The 19,109-nt window shown below is 38.9% G+C and carries 17 protein-coding genes, 2 rRNA genes and 1 riboswitch; all 19 genes read left to right on the top strand.

Going from position 1 to position 19,109, the window contains the following annotated elements:
- Nucleotides 1–103, top strand: a 23S ribosomal RNA gene (locus FG383_RS09195); the annotation flags it as partial.
- A gap of 60 nt (nucleotides 104–163) precedes the next feature.
- Nucleotides 164–279, top strand: a 5S ribosomal RNA gene (gene rrf, locus FG383_RS09190).
- A gap of 1,088 nt (nucleotides 280–1,367) precedes the next feature.
- Nucleotides 1,368–1,559: an NETI motif-containing protein gene (locus FG383_RS09185; RefSeq protein WP_142607112.1), complete on the top strand. Its 192-nt coding sequence runs from the start codon at nucleotides 1,368–1,370 to the stop codon at nucleotides 1,557–1,559.
- 95 nt (nucleotides 1,560–1,654) lie between these two features.
- A riboswitch (purine riboswitch) is annotated at nucleotides 1,655–1,754 on the top strand.
- A gap of 138 nt (nucleotides 1,755–1,892) precedes the next feature.
- On the top strand, nucleotides 1,893–2,381 hold the full coding sequence (gene purE, locus FG383_RS09180; protein ID WP_142607111.1) for a 5-(carboxyamino)imidazole ribonucleotide mutase: 489 nt from the start codon (nucleotides 1,893–1,895) through the stop codon (nucleotides 2,379–2,381).
- Complete coding sequence (gene purK / locus FG383_RS09175; RefSeq protein WP_142607110.1) at nucleotides 2,378–3,499, top strand: 5-(carboxyamino)imidazole ribonucleotide synthase; 1,122 nt, start codon at nucleotides 2,378–2,380, stop codon at nucleotides 3,497–3,499. The genes purE and purK overlap by 4 nt, the downstream gene beginning before the upstream one ends.
- 15 nt (nucleotides 3,500–3,514) lie before the next feature.
- Nucleotides 3,515–4,810: an adenylosuccinate lyase gene (purB, locus tag FG383_RS09170; protein ID WP_142607109.1), complete on the top strand. Its 1,296-nt coding sequence runs from the start codon at nucleotides 3,515–3,517 to the stop codon at nucleotides 4,808–4,810.
- A gap of 22 nt (nucleotides 4,811–4,832) precedes the next feature.
- Nucleotides 4,833–5,549, top strand: a complete 717-nt coding sequence (purC, locus tag FG383_RS09165) for a phosphoribosylaminoimidazolesuccinocarboxamide synthase (protein WP_142607107.1) — start codon at nucleotides 4,833–4,835, stop codon at nucleotides 5,547–5,549.
- A complete protein-coding gene (purS, locus tag FG383_RS09160) occupies nucleotides 5,546–5,800 on the top strand; it encodes a phosphoribosylformylglycinamidine synthase subunit PurS (protein WP_142541061.1) in 255 nt (84 codons plus the stop codon). The genes purC and purS overlap by 4 nt, the downstream gene beginning before the upstream one ends.
- The gene (purQ, locus tag FG383_RS09155) at nucleotides 5,797–6,483 is read left to right on the top strand and encodes a phosphoribosylformylglycinamidine synthase subunit PurQ (protein WP_142607105.1); all 687 of its coding nucleotides are present in this window, start codon (nucleotides 5,797–5,799) and stop codon (nucleotides 6,481–6,483) included. The genes purS and purQ overlap by 4 nt, the downstream gene beginning before the upstream one ends.
- A complete protein-coding gene (purL, locus tag FG383_RS09150; protein ID WP_142607102.1) occupies nucleotides 6,467–8,698 on the top strand; it encodes a phosphoribosylformylglycinamidine synthase subunit PurL in 2,232 nt (743 codons plus the stop codon). The genes purQ and purL overlap by 17 nt, the downstream gene beginning before the upstream one ends.
- Nucleotides 8,674–10,095 carry an amidophosphoribosyltransferase gene (purF, locus tag FG383_RS09145; protein ID WP_142607100.1) on the top strand — a complete coding sequence of 474 codons (1,422 nt, stop codon included), beginning with the start codon at nucleotides 8,674–8,676 and terminating at the stop codon, nucleotides 10,093–10,095. Before purL ends, purF begins: the two co-directional genes overlap by 25 nt.
- 11 nt (nucleotides 10,096–10,106) lie before the next feature.
- Nucleotides 10,107–11,162, top strand: a complete 1,056-nt coding sequence (gene purM / locus FG383_RS09140) for a phosphoribosylformylglycinamidine cyclo-ligase (RefSeq protein WP_142607098.1) — start codon at nucleotides 10,107–10,109, stop codon at nucleotides 11,160–11,162.
- Entirely contained in the window at nucleotides 11,162–11,734 is a 573-nt protein-coding gene (gene purN / locus FG383_RS09135; protein WP_142607096.1) for a phosphoribosylglycinamide formyltransferase, read from the top strand. Before purM ends, purN begins: the two co-directional genes overlap by 1 nt.
- A gap of 183 nt (nucleotides 11,735–11,917) precedes the next feature.
- Entirely contained in the window at nucleotides 11,918–13,453 is a 1,536-nt protein-coding gene (gene purH / locus FG383_RS09130; protein WP_142607094.1) for a bifunctional phosphoribosylaminoimidazolecarboxamide formyltransferase/IMP cyclohydrolase, read from the top strand.
- A 14-nt stretch (nucleotides 13,454–13,467) separates the two neighbouring features.
- Nucleotides 13,468–14,727 carry a phosphoribosylamine--glycine ligase gene (gene purD, locus FG383_RS09125; RefSeq protein WP_142607092.1) on the top strand — a complete coding sequence of 420 codons (1,260 nt, stop codon included), beginning with the start codon at nucleotides 13,468–13,470 and terminating at the stop codon, nucleotides 14,725–14,727.
- A 402-nt stretch (nucleotides 14,728–15,129) separates the two neighbouring features.
- Nucleotides 15,130–16,860, top strand: a complete 1,731-nt coding sequence (locus FG383_RS09120; RefSeq protein ID WP_142607090.1) for an adenine deaminase C-terminal domain-containing protein — start codon at nucleotides 15,130–15,132, stop codon at nucleotides 16,858–16,860.
- A gap of 14 nt (nucleotides 16,861–16,874) precedes the next feature.
- Nucleotides 16,875–17,924, top strand: coding sequence for a DUF3048 domain-containing protein (locus FG383_RS09115; RefSeq protein WP_142607088.1), 1,050 nt, complete (start codon nucleotides 16,875–16,877; stop codon nucleotides 17,922–17,924).
- A 30-nt stretch (nucleotides 17,925–17,954) separates the two neighbouring features.
- Nucleotides 17,955–18,275, top strand: coding sequence for a YerC/YecD family TrpR-related protein (locus FG383_RS09110; RefSeq protein WP_142607086.1), 321 nt, complete (start codon nucleotides 17,955–17,957; stop codon nucleotides 18,273–18,275).
- 97 nt (nucleotides 18,276–18,372) lie between these two features.
- Nucleotides 18,373–19,056 carry a heptaprenylglyceryl phosphate synthase gene (pcrB, locus tag FG383_RS09105; protein ID WP_142607084.1) on the top strand — a complete coding sequence of 228 codons (684 nt, stop codon included), beginning with the start codon at nucleotides 18,373–18,375 and terminating at the stop codon, nucleotides 19,054–19,056.
- Nucleotides 19,057–19,109 lie beyond the last annotated feature (53 nt).

Genomic DNA, 19,109 nt, shown 5'->3' with positions numbered 1-19,109 from the left:
AAGTAAGTAAGATCCCTCAAAGACGATGAGGTAGATAGGTTCGGGGTGGAAGCGTGGCGACACGTGCAGCTGACGAATACTAATCGATCGAGGACTTAACCAAATGTATTTATCTGTTGAAAATGTCTTTTATCCAGTTTTGAGTGAACAAGCACTCAATTAGTCTAGTGATGATGGCAAAGAGGTCACACCCGTTCCCATATCGAACACGGAAGTTAAGCTCTTTTGCGCCGATGGTAGTTGGGGGTTTCCCCCTGTGAGAGTAGGACGTCGCTGGGCACTAATAAAAAAGTCGTTACCGAGAAATCGGTAGCGACTTTTTTTTATAAAATAATTATTTCTGATAAGATTAATAGCAGTCCAGTGATAGTACAAGTAAAAAGAGATCTTCCTTACCTGCTTGTTCTTGTAGTAAAACTGGTTGCTTATGAGATTGATTTGATTGCTCTAAACCACTTAATTCCAGATGGGTTCTTCTTTTATTAGATGATATTACTTTAGATAGCAGTTGAAACTCGGTTGGTTGCTTTCAAAGGCAAACTGGTAGCTTATGAAGTTGAGTTGGTTGCTCTGGCAGTAAAACTGGTTGCTTATGAGATTGATTTGATTGCTCTAAACCACTTAATTCCAGATGGGTTCTTCTTTTATTAGATGATTTTACTTTAGATAGCAGTTGAAACTCGGTTGGTTGCTTTCATAGGCAAACTGGTAGCTTATGAAGTTGAGTTGGTTGCTCTGGCAGTAAAACTGGTTGCTTATGAGATTGATTTGATTGCCCTAAACCACTTACTTCCAGATGGGTTCTTCTTTTATTAGATAAATTACTGAAGATAGCAGTTACATCATGTTTAGTTGCCTTCAAAAGTGGAACTGGTTGCTTTGGGAAAGGATTTGGTTGCTATAAACGGTTTATTCTAAAATGAGGTCTTCTTTCATTAGATAATATTACTTTAGATAGCAGTCGAAACTCGGTTGGTTGCTTTCATAGGCAAACTGGTAGCTTATGAAGTTGGTTGGTTGCTCTGGTAGTATAACTGGTTGCTTTCATTGCCAATTTGATTGCTCTAAACCTTTTACTCCCAATTTTCTTCTTTCCATTCCTTAGTTATTTGTCTTTATTGGTGAACTGGTTGCTTTGCCGCATGATTTGGTTGCTCTCAGTGCAAAAATACTTCCCCACTCACTAGAACTAGTTGCTCCTGTAGCCAAAATAATTCCCTCTTAGCTAACCTGTCTGTTTGTATGCGACAATAAGGATCAACCAAAAGGGGACAAAAGTTGATATAATAGATAAAAAACCAATTATAATTATCAAAAACAGCTCCCTGCAATTTGCATGAAAACAGTAAAGAGAGGAAACCTAATTCATGAAAAAAGAAACGAAATGGTTTGAAGTAGAGGAAAATGAAAGCATCACAGCATGTATAGAAAGAATGGAACAACAAGGCTTTCAAATCGCAGGTAGAAAAGAAGAACCGCTTTTTGCAGAGGTAGACGGACAACCAGTACCAGTTAAACAATTGATTATGTTAAAAGGTATTAAAGAGCAAAATAAATAAAAATAATGTCAAAAACCGAACAATAATTTTTAAATAAAATAAATCGTTCGCATTTATGCATTGACGTGACTCATCAGTCTTGTTAAAATATGATTAGCAACAGACAATTATATCCCCATATATGCTAAAGAATTGGCTTTAGCGTCTCTACCAAGTCACCGTAATGACAGGACTATGAGGGAAAGCAACTTTTGGATTATGCTAAGAGGATGTGTTCGCGTATGTTATTAATGACACAAACTAAGCAACTAAATTCCGCAAGTAAACCGCTTTTCTTCCGTAGAGAGTAGTGTTTATTTGGGGAATTTTTTGGCTTAAGAAGGGACGAAAATAATGAACGCAAAAATTGGTGTAATTATGGGTAGTTCTAGTGATTGGGAAACAATGAAACATAGCTGTGAAATCCTTGACGAACTAAATATACCGTATGAAAAACAAGTAGTTTCTGCACATCGTACGCCAGATTTAATGTTTGAATATGCAGAGCAGGCACGAACACGAGGCATTCAAGTAGTTATTGCAGGAGCTGGAGGAGCTGCACATTTACCAGGGATGGTTGCTGCTAAGACTACGCTTCCTGTTATCGGTGTTCCTGTACAATCTAAAGCACTCAATGGATTAGATTCATTATTATCCATTGTACAAATGCCAGGTGGTGTTCCGGTTGCAACGGTTGCAATTGGAAAGGCAGGAGCAACGAATGCTGGATTACTTGCTGCACAAATCCTTTCTATCCAAGACATAGAAATAGCAGAACGTCTAGAAAAACGAAGAGAAGATACGAAAAACAAAGTATTTGAAAGTAATGGTGAGCTTCAATGACTAAAGTAATTTATCCAGGGCAAACAATCGGCATTATCGGTGGAGGGCAGCTTGGACGTATGATGGCAATAGCTGCAAAAGAAGCTGGTTTTAAAATCGCAGTACTTGAGCCAACGATGGATTCACCTTGTGGTCAAGTTGCAGATATTCGCATTGTTGCCCCGTATGATGATGAAGCGGCGCTAGAGGAACTTGCGGAAGTAAGTGATGTTATTACGTATGAATTTGAAAATATCGATTATGAAGGTTTGAAACGATTGTCACAAATTGCATATGTTCCTCAAGGTGCGGAGCTTGTAAAAATTACGCAAGATCGCATACTAGAAAAAACGGAGCTTCAGGCTGCTGACGTACCGATTGCGAAATTTGTCGAAGCAAGTACTTTTGAAGAACTGGAACAACGAATTGATGAAGTTGGATTTCCTTGTGTCGTAAAAACTTCTCGTGGTGGATACGATGGAAAAGGGCAACAAACAATCCGATCGAAAGAGGAGCTTATACTCGCTCAATCGCTTTTTGAACACTCTGCTTGTATTGCGGAGGCATTTGTTTCGTTTACGAAAGAAATTTCGGTCATTGTTCAACGGAACGGTGAAGGACAAACGTATTGCTTACCTATTGGGGAAAATATTCATGTGAATCATATTTTGCATGAAACAATTGTACCGGCTCGTATTGATACAACGCTTGCTGAAAAAGCGATTGAGGCCGCGAATAGGATCGCTAATCATTTAAATCTTGTTGGTACGCTTGCAGTGGAAATGTTCGTTTTAGATGAAGAAGAAATCCTAATTAATGAATTGGCTCCGCGCCCTCATAACTCGGGTCACTATTCGATTGAGGCTTGTAATATTTCACAATTCCATCAACATATTCGAGCGGTATGTGGTTGGCCATTACGTGAGCCAAAACTTTGGACAGAGACAGTGATGGTAAATGTATTAGGGCAGCATATTATTTCTTTGACCAACTCAATGACCAAGTATCCTAACTGGTCCGTTCATTTATATGGAAAAAGCGAAGCGAAAACGAACCGTAAAATGGGGCATGTAACAATCCTTTCAACTAATATTGAACAAACTTTAGAAGAAATTGAACAATCTAAAATCTGGTCTTAATCAGGAGGAACTTGAATGATTGAACGCTATACACGCCCGGAGATGGGTGCAATCTGGACAGAAGAAAACAAATACAATGCTTGGTTAGAAGTAGAAATATTAGCTTGTGAAGCATGGGCAGAAATTGGCGATATTCCAAAAGAAGATGTAGTGGCACTACGAAAAAATGCATCATTCAATGTGGACCGTATTTTAGAGATCGAACAAGAAACGAGACATGACGTAGTGGCGTTTACTCGTGCAGTTTCTGAAACACTAGGAGAAGAACGGAAATGGGTTCATTACGGATTGACATCTACTGACGTAGTAGATACAGCTCTTTCTTACTTAATCAAACAAGCAAATGTGATTATCCGTAAAGACCTTCTAAACTTTATCGAAATCTTAGAAAATAAAGCAAAAGAACATAAGTACACAGTTATGATGGGGCGCACGCATGGTGTACATGCAGAACCAACAACTTTCGGTTTAAAACTTGCACTTTGGACAGAAGAAATGAAGCGTAACTTAGAACGCTTTGAGGCAGCAGCGAAAGTGATTGAAACTGGGAAAATGTCTGGTGCAGTTGGAACGTATGCGAACATCGATCCATTTGTAGAGAAATATGTTTGTGAAAATTTAGGTCTTGCAGCATCACCAATTTCAACTCAAACATTGCAACGTGACCGTCATGCACAATATATGAGCACATTAGCGTTAATCGCAACTTCTATTGAAAAGTTTGCAACTGAAATTCGCGGATTACAAAAATCGGAAACACGTGAAGTGGAAGAGTTTTTCGCAAAAGGTCAAAAAGGTTCTTCTGCAATGCCACATAAACGTAATCCAATCGGTTCAGAGAATATGGTTGGGCTGGCTAGATTAATTCGTGGTTATATGATGACTGCATACGAAAATGTAGCGTTATGGCATGAAAGAGATATTTCTCATTCATCTGCGGAACGAGTAATTTTACCAGATGCAACAATTGCACTGAACTATATGTTAAATCGCTTCAGCAATATCGTGAAAAACTTAACGGTATTCCCGGAAAATATGAAACGTAATATGGACTCCACATTAGGATTAATTTATTCTCAACGTGTACTTCTCGCTTTGATCGACAAAGGACTTGCACGTGAAACAGCTTATGATACGGTGCAACCACTTGCCATGAAAGCTTGGGAATCGCAAACAGCTTTCCGCACATTTGTAGATGCGGATGAAAAAATCACTTCCTTACTGTCAAAAGAAGAGCTGGATGATTGCTTTGATTACAATTATCACATTCAGCATGTGGACATGATTTTCGAGCGTTTAGGACTAAATTAATCATTATTCGGAGGAATTCACAGTGGAAAAAGGTCGTCTATTATACGAAGGTAAAGCAAAACAATTATTTGCAACAGAAGATGAAAATATCCTTTTTGTATCTTATAAAGATAGTGCTACAGCTTTTAATGGAGAGAAAAAAGAAGAAATTGTTGGTAAAGGAAATTTGAATAATAAAATAACAACGATTCTTTTCAACCAATTAAAAAAGCATGGAATTGACTCACATTTCATCGAGCAAATTTCAGAAAATGAACAACTTGTAAGAAAAGTAGAGATCATTCCTCTAGAGGTAGTTGTTCGTAATGTAGCTGCAGGTAGTTTAGCAAAAAGACTAGGATTTGCGGAAGGAACAACTCTAAGTCATCCGATTGTAGAACTTTACTACAAAGATGATGCGCTCGGAGATCCATTACTTACAGATGCTCATCTTGCATTATTAGAACTTGCAACACCAGAAGAAATAGAAACGATCCAAACAAAAGCACTGGAGATTAATCAAGTGTTACAACCGATTTTTAAAGAAATCGGTGTAACACTAATCGATATGAAACTAGAATTTGGAAAGACTACAAGTGGTGACATACTACTTGCAGATGAGATCTCTCCAGATACTTGTAGATTATGGGACGACGAAACAAATAACAAACTTGATAAAGATGTATTTAGACGCAATTTAGGTAGTTTAACAGATGTTTATGAAATTATACTTTCCCGACTAGGAGGATTATTCAAATGAAAAAAGTTAAAGTATATGTAACATTACGTGAAAGTGTTTTAGATCCACAAGGTTCAGCAGTTATGGGTGCTCTTCACTCCATGAATTATAAAGAAGTTTCAGATGTTCGTATCGGAAAATTTTTAGAGCTTCAAATCGAAGAATCAGATCGTGATTTAGATACAACTGTTAAAGAAATGTGTGAAAAGCTGCTTACAAACACAGTGATCGAAGACTACCGTTATGAAGTTGAGGAGGTAGCTGGCAAATGAAGTTCGCAGTTATCGTTTTTCCAGGATCGAACTGTGATTTAGATATGTATCATGCGATTAAAGACGAGCTTGGGGAAGAAGTAGAGTACGTTTGGCATGATGAAACAGATCTAAGCGGATTCGATGGTGTTTTATTACCAGGTGGGTTCTCTTATGGGGACTACTTACGTTGCGGAGCAATTTCTCGTTTCTCGAATGTTATGTCCGAAGTGGTAAAAGCTGCGGAAGCAGGTAAACCAGTTTTAGGTGTATGTAATGGATTCCAAGTATTAACAGAAGCAGGTCTTCTACCAGGAGCACTACTTCGTAATAAAAATCTTAAATTCATGTGTCGTACAGTTGGACTAAAAGTAGAAAATAATGAAACGCAATTTACAAGTGAGTATTCAAAAGACGAAGTAATTCAAATTCCAATCGCTCACGGTGAAGGAAACTATTATTGCGATGAAGAAACACTTACTCGTTTAAAAGAAAACAACCAAATCGTTTTCACATATGCTTCTGAAAATCCAAACGGAAGTATTGAAGACATTGCAGGTATTGTGAATGAAAAAGGGAACGTCTTAGGAATGATGCCTCACCCAGAGCGTGCTGCTAACGACATTATGGGCGGATCAGACGGACTAGCATTATTTAAATCTATTGTGAAACATTGGAGGGAATCTCATGTCAATCAAGCATGAACCAAATCCGGAGCAAATTAAAGAACAAAAAATATATACTCAAATGGGTATGTCAGACGAAGAATTTGAAATGGCTGAAAAGATTTTAGGACGTCTTCCAAACTACACGGAAACAGGATTATTTTCTGTTATGTGGTCGGAGCATTGCTCGTATAAAAATTCGAAACCTGTATTACGTAAATTCCCTACAAAAGGTCCGCAAGTACTTCAAGGTCCTGGTGAAGGTGCTGGAATTGTAGATATCGGAGATGGTCAAGCAGTTGTTTTCAAAATGGAATCACATAATCATCCGTCTGCTATCGAACCATACCAAGGAGCAGCAACTGGTGTTGGTGGTATTATCCGCGATGTATTTTCAATGGGAGCTCGTCCAATTGCAATGTTAAATTCGCTTCGCTTTGGTGAATTAACAACGCCTCGTGTGAAGTACTTATTTGAAGAAGTAGTAGCTGGGATTGCTGGTTACGGTAACTGTATCGGTATTCCAACAGTTGGTGGAGAGATCCAATTTGATGCTTGCTATGAAGGTAATCCACTAGTTAATGCAATGTGCGTTGGTTTGATTAACCATGAAGATATTCAAAAAGGGATTGCAGCTGGTGAAGGCAATACAGTCATGTATGCTGGAGCAAAAACTGGTCGTGATGGTATCCACGGTGCGACATTCGCTTCGGAAGAATTGACAGAAGCTTCAGAAGAAAAACGTCCAGCAGTTCAAGTTGGAGATCCATTTATGGAAAAACTTTTACTCGAAGCTTGTTTAGAAGTTGTGAAATCAGATGCATTGATCGGTATTCAAGACATGGGAGCAGCAGGATTAACTTCCTCGTCAGCTGAAATGGCTTCAAAAGCTGGTCATGGTGTGGAATTGAACTTAGATTATATTCCACAACGTGAAACGGGCATGACTGCATATGAAATGATGCTTTCTGAATCACAAGAACGTATGTTAATCGTAGTGAAAAAGGGTCGCGAAGAAGAAATCGTGAAAATTTTTGATAAATATGATTTAGATTGTGTAGCTGTAGGTAAAGTAACAAACGATAAAATGCTTCGTCTGCTTCATAACGGAGAAGTGGTTGCAGAAGTTCCTGCGGATGCACTAGCAGAAGAAGCACCAGTGTACTACAAGCCATCTTCTGTACCTGCTTACTTTACGGAATACCAAGCGATGGAAAACGTGGAGCCTAAAGTCACGGACTATAAAGAGACACTTCTTAACTTATTACAACAACCGACAATTGCTTCAAAAGAATGGGTTTATGATCAATACGACTATCAAGTGCGTACAAGCACAGTTGTAACACCAGGTTCCGATGCTGCTGTAGTACGTGTACGTGGTACGAATAAAGGATTAGCAATGACAACAGATTGTAATTCAAGATACATTTACTTAGATCCAGTAGTAGGTGGAAAAATTGCTGTAGCAGAAGCTGCACGTAATGTTGTATGTTCTGGTGCGAAACCACTTGCGATTACAGACTGCTTAAACTTTGGTAATCCGGAAAACCCTGAGATATTCTGGCAACTTGAAAAATCTGCTGACGGTATTTCGGAAGCTTGTATCGCATTAGATTCACCAGTTATCGGTGGAAACGTTTCTTTATATAACGAGCGTAGCGGAACAGCAGTTTACCCAACACCAACAATTGGTTTAGTGGGACTTGTAGAAGATTTAGCACATGTAACAACTCAAGACGTGAAGCAAGTTGGAGATATCGTATATGTAATCGGTGAAACGAAAACAGAATTTGGTGGATCAGAGCTTCAAAAATTAGTAGAAAAGCGTATTTTTGGTCAAGCCCCTTCGATTGATTTAGAAGTGGAAGCAGCTCGTCAAAAAGCGTTACTTTCTGCAATTCAAGCTGGCGTTGTACAATCTGCGCATGATATCGCAGAAGGTGGACTTGCAGTTGCGTTAGCAGAAAAAGCTTTCGGTGCAAATGGTCTTGGTGTGGAAGTAACGATAAATGGTTCTGCTACAACAGCATTGTTTAGCGAATCACAATCTCGTTTCCTTATAACGGTTAAACCTGAAAATGCAGCTAAATTTGAAGATATCGTAAATGACGCGGTTAAAATTGGTGCTGTAACAGATTCTAATAAAGTAGTAATTACTAACGTAGACGGAACTGAATGGATTAACGGTTCTGTTGACGAATTCCGTTCCGCTTGGAAAGGGGCAATACCATGCTTGCTGAAGTCAGAGGCTTAAACGAAGAATGTGGTGTTTTTGGAATTTGGGGACACCCGGATCCTGCACCGATTAGTTATTATGGTTTGCATGCTTTGCAACATCGAGGTCAAGAAGGTGCCGGAATTGTCGTAACAGACGGGGATGTATTACGAGCTGTCAAAGGTGAAGGTTTAGTAAATGATGTCTTCAGTAATGGAAAGCTTGAAAAACTAGAAGGTAAAGCTGCAGTTGCACATGTTCGTTATGCGACTGCAGGTGGATCTGGTATTGAAAATGTACAACCGCTTCTTTTTAATTCGACTACTGGAAGTCTTGCAATTGCACATAATGGAAATATCGTCAATGCGGGTCGTTTAAAACGGAATTTGGAACAGCAAGGTAGTATTTTTCAAACGACTTCTGATACAGAAGTAATTGCACATTTGTTGAAGAAAAGCCATCATAATTCGGTGGTAGAACGTGCGAAAGAAGCGCTTAGATTATTAGATGGTGCATTTGCAGTCGTTATTTTAACAGAGGATAAATTATTAGTAGCGCAAGATCCACATGGTATGCGTCCTCTTTCATTAGGAAAGCTAGACGATGCTTGGGTGGTAGCTTCGGAAACAAGTGCATTTGATTTGATCGGTGCAGAAGCTATTCGTTCTGTTGAACCTGGTGAACTACTTATTATTAATGATGAGGGTATACGTTCAGAACGTTTTTCCGAGCCAGCAGAACGATCTATTTGTACAATGGAGTATGTCTATTTTTCTCGACCTGACTCGAATATAGATGGAATTAATATACACATGGCGAGAAAACGTCTTGGGAAACAACTTGCAAAAGAAATTCAAGTAGATGCAGATATTATTACTGGCGTGCCGGATTCTAGTATTTCTGCTGCCATTGGATTTTCAGAAGCTTCTGGAATTCCATATGAGATGGGTCTTATTAAAAACCGTTATGTAGGACGTACATTCATACAACCATCACAAGATCTACGTGAGCGTGGTGTGAAGATGAAACTTTCACCAGTACGTCAAGTTGTAGCAGGAAAACGTGTAGTCATGGTGGATGATTCTATCGTACGAGGAACTACATCCAAACGTATTGTGAAAATGTTAAAAGATGCTGGAGCGAAAGAAGTACATGTTGTTATTAGTTCACCGCCATTAAAAAGTCCTTGTTTTTATGGGATAGATATTAGTACAGATTCAGAACTAATTGCTTCTAATAATAGCGTGGAAGAAATGCGCGAACTAATTGGTGCGGACTCGCTTTCCTTTTTATCAGTAGAAGGTATGGTGGAAGCAATTGGTCGAACGGATGAAGGGAAAAACTGCGGGCACTGCTTAGCTTGTTTTACTGGCGAGTATCCGACTCCAATCGCACCAAATACCAAATTACCACATGAAAAAGAGCTTGTTCGATAGGAGGATTATACATGTCAAAGGCATATGAAAAAGCGGGCGTAAATATTGAAGCTGGCTATGAGGCAGTTAAGCGAATGAAATCTCATGTCGAACGTACAGCTAGAAAAGGTATCATGGGTACTTTTGGTGGGTTCGGTGGAATGTTCGATTTGTCTTCATTAAATTATAAAGAACCAGTTCTTATTTCTGGAACGGATGGCGTTGGTACGAAGTTAAAGCTTGCGTTCATGACAGATTCACACGATACAATTGGGGTGGATTGTGTGGCAATGTGTGTAAATGACATTGTGGCACAAGGAGCAGAGCCATTATTTTTCCTCGATTATGTTGCAGTAGGAAAAGCAGTTCCTGAACGTATTGAACAAATCGTCAAAGGTGTTGCAGATGGTTGTGTTCAATCTGGTGCAGCATTAATCGGTGGAGAAACTGCTGAAATGCCAGGTCTATATGAAGAAGACGAGTACGATCTAGCTGGATTTGCAGTTGGTGCTTGCGAAAAGTCGAAAATTGTAACAGGTGAAAAAATTGCAGAAGGCGACGTCCTAGTTGGTATTGCTTCTAGTGGTGTCCATTCTAATGGCTATTCACTTGTACGTAAAATAGTATTTGAGCAGCAAGGCTACAATACAAACACAATTGTAGAAGGTTATGAAAGTCTTGGAGAAATAGGCAAGGCACTTCTAACACCTACAAAAATTTATGCAAAGCCTGTTATGGAAATGCATAACGAACTTGCTATTCATGGAATGGCCCATGTTACGGGTGGCGGTTTTTATGAAAACTTACCACGTATGATGCCAGAAGGTTTAGCAGTAGAAGTAGACTTAGGTTCATGGGAAGTACTTCCTGTTTTCAACTTATTGAAAGAAAAAGGCGAGCTTACGGACCGCGATTTATATAATGTATTCAATATGGGAATTGGTTTTGTCCTTGCGCTATCTGCAGAAGAAGCAGAAAAAGCAATCGCCATTGCAGCAGCTCACGGGGAAAAAGCATACACAATCGGTCGTGTTGTGAAAGGTGAAGGTGTTTTATTCAAGGGAACGCATGACGGGAGTTTAGTGTAATGTCTGGAAAACCGAAATTTGCAGTATTCGCATCAGGAAGTGGTAGTAATTTTAAAGCTATTCATGATGCGATAGAAGCTGGTCAATTATCTGGCACCATTGCACTTGTTGTAACAGATAAGCCAGAAGCGTTTATTGTAGAACGTGCACGTATTGCAGGTATTGAAACACTTGCCATTAAGCCTTCTAGTTTTTCTTCGAAAGAAGCTTATGAACAAGAAGTTTTGCAGAAGTTAACCGAGCTGGAAGTAGAGTGGATTATTCTTGCAGGATATATGCGTTTGATCGGAAATGTTTTGCTCGAAGCATATCCAAGCCGGATTATCAATATTCATCCTTCTTTACTTCCATCATTTCCAGGAAAAGATGCCATCGGACAAGCGATGGAGCATGGAGTGAAAGTAACAGGAGTAACCGTTCACTATGTAGATGCCGGAATGGATACAGGTCCGATTTTAGCGCAAGCAGCTGTTGAAGTAGTGGATGGCAATAGAGAACAAACCGAAGAGCGTATTCATGCGGTAGAGCATGAACTATATACAAAAACATTACAAGAGTTATGGAGCCGGTAGTCTTACCGGCTTTTCTTACAAACTGGATAAATTCGGTGAGCTGAGGGCGTCAAATAACAAGGTCCTATATAGGTGGAAATGGTGAATAGATCCACCTTCATGAACAATCGATCGAACCATTCATAAAATCGATCCATCTACTTCGCCACGATGTACTTTACATAAATTAGAGGAGGAATTAACGTGTCAAAACGTGCTTTACTTAGTGTTTCAGATAAATCAGGAATTCTCGAATTTGCAAAAGAGTTGGAACAACTTGGGTATGAAATTTTATCAACTGGTGGGACAAAAGCATTTTTAGAACAAAATGGAGTGGCGATAACATCAGTAGACCAAGTAACAAACTTTCCAGAAATTTTGGATGGTCGAGTAAAAACATTGAACCCAATGATTCACGGTGGATTATTAGCAAAACATGATGATCCTTCTCACCAAGCACAACTGGAGGAGCATAGTATTACTCCAATTCAAGTAGTATGTGTAAATTTATATCCTTTCCGCGAAACGATTTCCAAACCAGATGTTGCATTTGAAGATGCAATTGAAAATATTGATATCGGTGGACCATCGATGCTACGTTCAGCAGCTAAAAACCATCAATACGTTACAGTCGTAACAGATGCATCTGACTATGAGGAAGTATTAGGTCAATTAAAAGAGAATGGCGAAACGACACTTGAAACACGCCGCAAGTTAGCTGCAAAAGTATTCCGTCATACTGCTGCATATGACGCATTAATTGCTAGCTATATGACGGATTTAACAGGCGAAGAATTCCCTGAACTTTTAACTCTTACATATGAACGTAAACAATCATTACGTTACGGGGAAAACCCACACCAAAAAGCAGCATTCTACAAACGTCCACTTGGATCAGATTTCTCGATTGCTTCTGCCAAACAATTGCACGGTAAAGAACTTTCTTATAACAACATCCAAGATGCCAATGCTGCTATTCAGATTGTAAAAGAATTTGAACTTCCTGCAGCTGTTGCGGTAAAACACATGAATCCTTGTGGTGTTGGAACGGGTGAAACGATTTCAGCTGCTTTTAACAAAGCATATGAAGCGGATTCTACTTCTATTTTTGGTGGGATTGTTGCTTTAAATCGTGAAGTAGATGCAGATACTGCAAAAGTTTTATCGGGCATTTTCCTAGAAATTATTATTGCACCTTCCTTTTCAGAGGATGCAATTGCCATGTTAACTGCTAAGAAAAATATTCGTTTACTAACTATTTCTTATGAACAAACGAAAAAAGATGCTTGGAACACAGTTTCTGTAGAAGGTGGACTATTAGTTCAGTCACCAGATACTTTCGGATTAAAAGATGCGGATGTAAAAGTAGTAACAGACCGTGAACCAACTGCAGAAGAATGGAAAGCATTAGAGCTTGGTTGGAGTGTTGTAAAACACGTTAAATCTAACGCAATTGTGGTAGCTACTGAAGACATGACAATTGGTGTTGGTGCTGGACAAATGAACCGTGTAGGATCAGCGAAAATTGCATTAGAACAAGCTGGAGAACGTGCAAAAGGAGCAGGACTTGCATCAGACGCATTTTTCCCAATGAATGATACAGTAGAAACTGCTGCCAAAGCTGGCATTACGGCAATTATTCAAACTGGTGGATCTGTAAAAGACCAAGATTCTATCGATAAAGCAAACGAATACGGAATTGCTATGGTATTCACTGGCGTTCGTCATTTCAAACATTAAGGGAGGCATTCCAAATGAAGATTCTTGTTATTGGAAGTGGCGGTCGTGAGCATGCCATCGCAAAGCAATTCAATAATTCTCCTTCGGTCGATAAAGTATTTGTAGCACCTGGTAATGCAGGGATGATTAACGATGCAGAAATCGTTCCAATCGATGTAATGGCATTTGAAGATATGGCCCAATTTGCCAAAGAGAATGCAATTGACCTTACGTTTGTTGGACCTGAACAACCACTTGTAGGTGGCATTGTTGATTATTTCAATGAACGTGGTCTTCGTGCTTTTGGACCTACGAAAGCAGCGGCGCAAATCGAAGGAAGTAAATCATTCGCTAAAGAGCTTATGAAAAAGTATCATATTCCAACTGCTGCGTATGAAACATTTACGGAAGTGGACAAAGCAAAAGCATATATTGAAAAGCTTGGTGCACCAATTGTTGTTAAAGCGGACGGTTTAGCTGCTGGTAAAGGTGTCGTTGTTGCTATGACAGTAGAAGAAGCGAACACTGCTGTTGAAGACATGATTGGCAATCAATTATTTGGTGAATCTTCTTCTAGTGTAGTAATTGAAGAGTTTCTAGAAGGAGAAGAAATTTCCTACATGTCATTTGTACATGAGGGCCAAATTTATCCGATGGTTATAGCACAAGATCATAAACGTGCATATGACGGAGATAAAGGACCGAATACCGGTGGGATGGGCGCATATTCTCCAGTTCCTCAAATTGCACAAAATGTAGTAGAGCTAGCTTACGAAACAATTGTCGTGCCAACAGTAAAAGCGATGGAGGCAGAAGGAACACCGTTTACAGGTATTTTATATGCAGGTCTAATTATTACGACTGATGGACCTAAAGTAATTGAGTTCAATGCCCGTTTCGGTGATCCGGAGACACAAGTAGTTCTACCTCGAATGACGAGTGATTTTGGTGCATTTATGATGGCGCTTATGGACGGACAACCATTTGAGCTAGAATGGTCGGACGCAGAAATGTTAGGTGTTGTCATCGCATCAGAGGGGTATCCAGCGGATGTGAAAAAAGGCGCTAAACTTCCCGACCTTTCTATTTTAGAAGAAGCTGGTCTTTATGTTTTCCACGCAGGTACAAAAGCTGATGGGGAAGAGTATGTTGCAAACGGCGGTCGCGTTATTTTGGTAGCTGCAAGCGAGTCTACACTAAAAGAAGCTGGGCAAAAAGTGTACGATGGCTTATCCAAGTTAGAATGGAATGGCTTATTCTTCCGAACAGATATCGGTTGGAGAACATTTCAATGATGTAAAGAGGATGTCTCCGATATTGGAGATATCCTTTTTTATTATTGCAAGTAACCCTTGATTTTCAGAAATGGTTGCTTTCGGCGATTAGTTGGTTGCTTTCATGAGGAATTTGGTTGCTCTCAGGATAGATTTGGTTGCTGTCTAAGACCCGCTTGTTGCTCTAAGCCATTTTCTGGACTTCTATTTTGTAAACCACATAATATTAGCATTTAGCACACCGATATGTTGCTCATCAACAATCAACTAGATCAAAGCGAACGCTATTTTTTATTTTGTAATAAATGTAGGTATGCTTAGGTAATAAATTTACAAAAAATTATAGTTCAACACTTTGCTTTACTAAAGTACTATGCTACTATTATTTGTAAGAGTAATCTTATAGAAAGGAGAATGGATGATATGCAATATCCAATTTGGAAAATAGAAGAAATTAGAAATCAAATAGAAGTAGTAAATGGAAAACAAGCACCAGATATACTCATTACGAACGCAACATTTTTACATAGCCATTTAAAGAAATGGATTACCGGTAATATTTGGATTGTGAAAGATCGAATTGTTTATACAGGTTCAGAAATGCCGTTCGTTTCTAAAGAAACAGAAGTGTATGATGCTACTGGTCAAAAGATTGTACCAGGTTATATTGAACCCCATGTACATCCATTCCAACTATATAACCCGCAAACATTCGCTGATTATGCCGCTCAATTAGGCACAACGACATTTATCGCAGATAATTTAGTAATGTTTTTGATGCTTGAAAATAAGAAAGCGTTTTCAATAATGGATAAACTAAGTGAACTACCTTTTGCATTCTATTGGTGGGCTCGTTTTGATTCACAAACGGAGCTGGAGAACGAAGAAGAATTATTTACATCTAAAACGGTTGGAGAATGGATTGCGCGTCCAGATGTTATTATGGGCGGGGAGTTGACGGGGTGGCCAAGGCTACTTTCTGGCGACGATCAAATGCTTTATTGGATGCAGCAAGCCAAATCAAACGGTATGAAAATTGAAGGGCATTTTCCTGGTGCTTCCGAACGCACGTTAGCGCGAATGCGTTTACTCGGAGCGGATGGAGATCATGAAGCGATGACGATTGAAGAAGTGGAAAGAAGAATTCTTCATGGATATGCTGTGACGCTTCGTCATTCATCAATTCGACCTGACCTTCCAATTTTATTAAAAGGAATACTCGAGAAGGACTTGCAAATTTTCGATCACCTTATGATGACGACAGACGGCGCTACTCCTTCTTTCCATCTAGACGGCGTAATGGATAAATGTATTCAAATTGCTTTGGATGCCGGGGTAAACCCGATAGATGCTTATTTAATGGCATCATTCAACGTAGCGAAATATTATAATTTATCGAATTTACATGGCGTCATTGCAACTGGTAGGTTTGCTACGCTTAATTTCTTAGAAGATGAGCTAAACCCTGTCCCAACAAGTGTATTATCTAAGGGAGTTTGGTTAAAACGGGGTGGTGAAAGAATACATTCGTTAACACCAACGGATTGGTCGAGTATTCCAGATTTAGATTTAGCATTTGAGATGTCCGATGATGACTTCCAATTTTCGATGCCTTTTGGAATTGAAATGGTGAACGATGTTATTACAAAGCCGTATTCTGTTTCAGTCGATACGACGGATAATGAACTTTCAACGGAACATGATGAAAGTTTTTTACTACTAGTAGATCGTCATGGTAAGTGGAAAGTCTCTACACTTATTAAAGGTTTTGCAACGAATTTAAAAGGATTTGCCTCTTCGTATTCTAGTACTGGGGATATTATATTAATAGGAAAAAATAAAAGAAGCATGCTCCAAGCTTTTAATGAAATGAAAAAAATGAACGGCGGAATAGTCATCGTTGAAAACGAAGAAGTTGTTTGTACACTTAAACTACCTATAGGTGGGATACTATCGGATAAGCCGATGGAAGCGTTAATAGAAGAGGAATTGTGTTTAAAGAAAGAATTGGCAGCTAGAGGATTTAAGCATGGAGATGCCATTTACACATTATTATTCTTGCAAGCCACGCATTTACCTTATGTTCGAGTTACACAAAGGGGAATCTTCGATGTCATGAAAAAACAAGTATTGTTTCCAGCTGTCATGAGGTAGGGGGATTTTGTGGGATGAAAAAATGGGGGATAATAGGTATACTCAGTTTATTTCTTGTCGCTTGTTCTAATGAGCAAGAAATAGGAGAAGAAGTAGAACCGGTAGAAGATGTTGTAGAAGATATAGTAGAAGAAGTAATAGAGGAACCCGTTGTTCTCCCTTATGTTGCTCCTTTTACTGGCATTCGTTCAGAAGAAGAACTAACACAAAGACCAATTATTGTTACGATGAATAATCATCCGCTTGCAAGACCACAGTCAGGGATTGCACAGGCAGATATTGTTTACGAGATGTTAGCAGAAGGAAATGTGACGAGATTTCTAGCGCTTTATCAAAGTGACATTCCCGATGTAATTGGGCCAGTTAGAAGTGCTCGTGATTATTTCGTAGAAGTTGCAAAAGGATTAGATGCTTTTTATATTGCGCATGGCTATAGCCCAGATGCGCAGAAAATGTTAAATGCAAGAGTTGTAGATAATATCAATGGTATGCAATATGATGGTATACTTTTTAAGCGTTCCAAGGAGCGGAAAGCACCGCATAATTCATATATTTCCAATGAGAATATTTTGGCTGGTGCAGAAAAAGTAGGAGCATCGATGGAAATTCACAAAGTTCCTTCCTACTCTTTTTATGATTCGATAGAAGGTGCAAAAATTGGAAATCCAGTATCTACTATAAGCATCCAGTATGGATCAGGTGCAAGTTTTGAAAACCAATATACATATTTACCGGAAAGTGGTATATATGAACGAAAAACTGGCGGGGTTGTAACGATCGATAAGGAATCAGGAGAACCCGTGGAGATTGCGAACGTAATATTCATGGAAATACCGCATAAAACGATTGATAATGCAGGGCGTCAGCAGCTAACATTAACTGATGGTGGAAAAGCGTATCTTTTTCAAGCAGGGACTATGAAAGAAATCGAATGGGAAAACATAGACGGAATGCTTATACCGATGGAAAATGGTGTTCCAGCTAAATTAGTACCAGGAAAATCATGGATCAGTTTTGTGCCAACAAATACTGGATTAGAAAATATGGTAAACTATTTACCTTGATTGAAAGCGTAAAGAGGGGAATGATACAACATGCAAATTGAAAAAATAAAAGGACATCAAACAGAACAATTATTTAAAGCTGTACTTGAGCTAAACAATATAGAAGAATGTTATAAATTTTTTGATGATTTATGTACAATAAGTGAAATTCAATCACTTGCTCAGCGTTTCGAGGTTGCACATTTACTTCGCTTGAAAAAAACATATGAAACGATTAAAAAAGAAACGGGTGCAAGTACAGCAACTATTTCACGTGTAAGACGTGCATATGATTACGGTAATGATTATTATGATGAAATTCTTGGACGACTATATCCAGAAGAGTTGTCGGTCCAACAGTCAAAAGAATAATCTTAATCACTTTATAGCTAACCACTGAACAGAAGCCTCTGTTCAGTTTTTTTGTTATAATGAAGAGTGCTTAACTAACTTAATGTAGGTGAAAAAAATGGATTATAAAGAATGGCGCCATATATTTAAATTGGATCCGGCAAAGGAAATAGGGGCACAAGCCTTAGAACAGGTTTGTGAATCTGGGACTGATGCTATTATCATTGGGGGTTCGGACGGGGTAACACTGGACAATGTGATTGATTTGTTAATGCGCATTAGAAGATATGCGGTCCCTGTCGCTCTAGAAGTATCGACGATAGAATCGATTACTCCTGGCTTTGATTTTTATTTTATTCCAAGTGTCTTAAATAGCCAACAGACAAAATGGGTGAAAGATTTACACCACGCAGCAACAAAAGAATTTGGAGAAGTGATGAACTGGGATGAAATTATTCCAGAAGGGTATTGTATTTTAAATCCAGATTGTAAAGCTGCCAAATTAACGAACGCTAAACAACCAGAAACTGAGGAAGATATTATCGCATATGCACAAATGGTCGAGCATTTGTTTAAATTTCCAATCTTTTATATGGAATATAGCGGTATGTATGGTGATGTGGAGGTCGTCAAAAAGGTAAAGGCAGGTCTTCAAAATACGACACTTTACTATGGAGGGGGCATAAAAACTGCAACCCAAGCCCGTGAAATGGCCACATATGCAGACACAATCATCGTTGGCAATCAAGTATATGAAAACCTAGAAGAAGCTCTTAAAACGGTACATGCTGTTAAGCAGTAGTTGAATATAAAAGAGATGAATTATATAATAAGAACAAATGTTCTTGAGAGGAA

It is taken from the genome of Psychrobacillus soli, assembly GCF_006861775.1.
Lineage (GTDB): Bacteria > Bacillota > Bacilli > Bacillales_A > Planococcaceae > Psychrobacillus > Psychrobacillus soli.
This window is presented reverse-complemented; position numbering and strand designations above follow the sequence as displayed.

Excerpts from the sequence above, each read along its gene's own strand:
- FG383_RS09185 (WP_142607112.1), top strand. The coding sequence starts at position 1,368 with ATGAAAAAAGAAACGAAATGGTTTGAAGTAGAGGAAAATGAAAGCATC.
- purE (WP_142607111.1), top strand. The coding sequence starts at position 1,893 with ATGAACGCAAAAATTGGTGTAATTATGGGTAGTTCTAGTGATTGGGAA.
- purK (WP_142607110.1), top strand. The coding sequence starts at position 2,378 with ATGACTAAAGTAATTTATCCAGGGCAAACAATCGGCATTATCGGTGGA.
- purB (WP_142607109.1), top strand. The coding sequence starts at position 3,515 with ATGATTGAACGCTATACACGCCCGGAGATGGGTGCAATCTGGACAGAA.
- purS (WP_142541061.1), top strand. The coding sequence starts at position 5,546 with ATGAAAAAAGTTAAAGTATATGTAACATTACGTGAAAGTGTTTTAGAT.
- purQ (WP_142607105.1), top strand. The coding sequence starts at position 5,797 with ATGAAGTTCGCAGTTATCGTTTTTCCAGGATCGAACTGTGATTTAGAT.
- purL (WP_142607102.1), top strand. The coding sequence starts at position 6,467 with ATGTCAATCAAGCATGAACCAAATCCGGAGCAAATTAAAGAACAAAAA.
- purF (WP_142607100.1), top strand. The coding sequence starts at position 8,674 with ATGCTTGCTGAAGTCAGAGGCTTAAACGAAGAATGTGGTGTTTTTGGA.
- purM (WP_142607098.1), top strand. The coding sequence starts at position 10,107 with ATGTCAAAGGCATATGAAAAAGCGGGCGTAAATATTGAAGCTGGCTAT.
- purN (WP_142607096.1), top strand. The coding sequence starts at position 11,162 with ATGTCTGGAAAACCGAAATTTGCAGTATTCGCATCAGGAAGTGGTAGT.
- purD (WP_142607092.1), top strand. The coding sequence starts at position 13,468 with ATGAAGATTCTTGTTATTGGAAGTGGCGGTCGTGAGCATGCCATCGCA.
- FG383_RS09120 (WP_142607090.1), top strand. The coding sequence starts at position 15,130 with ATGCAATATCCAATTTGGAAAATAGAAGAAATTAGAAATCAAATAGAA.
- FG383_RS09115 (WP_142607088.1), top strand. The coding sequence starts at position 16,875 with ATGAAAAAATGGGGGATAATAGGTATACTCAGTTTATTTCTTGTCGCT.
- FG383_RS09110 (WP_142607086.1), top strand. The coding sequence starts at position 17,955 with ATGCAAATTGAAAAAATAAAAGGACATCAAACAGAACAATTATTTAAA.
- pcrB (WP_142607084.1), top strand. The coding sequence starts at position 18,373 with ATGGATTATAAAGAATGGCGCCATATATTTAAATTGGATCCGGCAAAG.